We start from the raw sequence: 266 nt of genomic DNA, 5'->3' as shown, positions 1-266 counted from the left end.
GAATATAATATTAACAAAGATAAACTCAATGATAAATATAAGATGGCATTTCAAAAGTTAAATTTATTGGAAAATGAATTACAACAACAGCAAATTGAACAAAATAATTTGTTTACAGAAAAATATTCTCAATTTAATCAGAAATATCATAAACATATTTCGGATATTTATGACTTTTTTCATCAAAAAATTATTATTTTAAATCAAAAAATTAAACAATTAAAAGATATTTTAAATTATTCTATCGAAAATATGAAAAATTTTTA

Annotated in this window: 1 protein-coding gene; it reads left to right on the top strand. The window is 16.9% G+C overall.

The window, feature by feature from the left end; translation table 11 throughout:
• Positions 1-66: 66 nt before the first annotated feature.
• Positions 67-266: hypothetical protein (locus tag F1741_RS02220; protein WP_212380338.1), on the top strand; the 200-nt coding region annotated here is incomplete at its 3' end.

Source organism: 'Cynodon dactylon' phytoplasma (assembly GCF_009268075.1).
Lineage (GTDB): Bacteria > Bacillota_I > Bacilli_A > Acholeplasmatales > Acholeplasmataceae > Phytoplasma > Phytoplasma cynodontis.
Note: the sequence above shows the minus strand (reverse complement) of the source record. Positions and strands in the feature narration are given on the sequence as shown.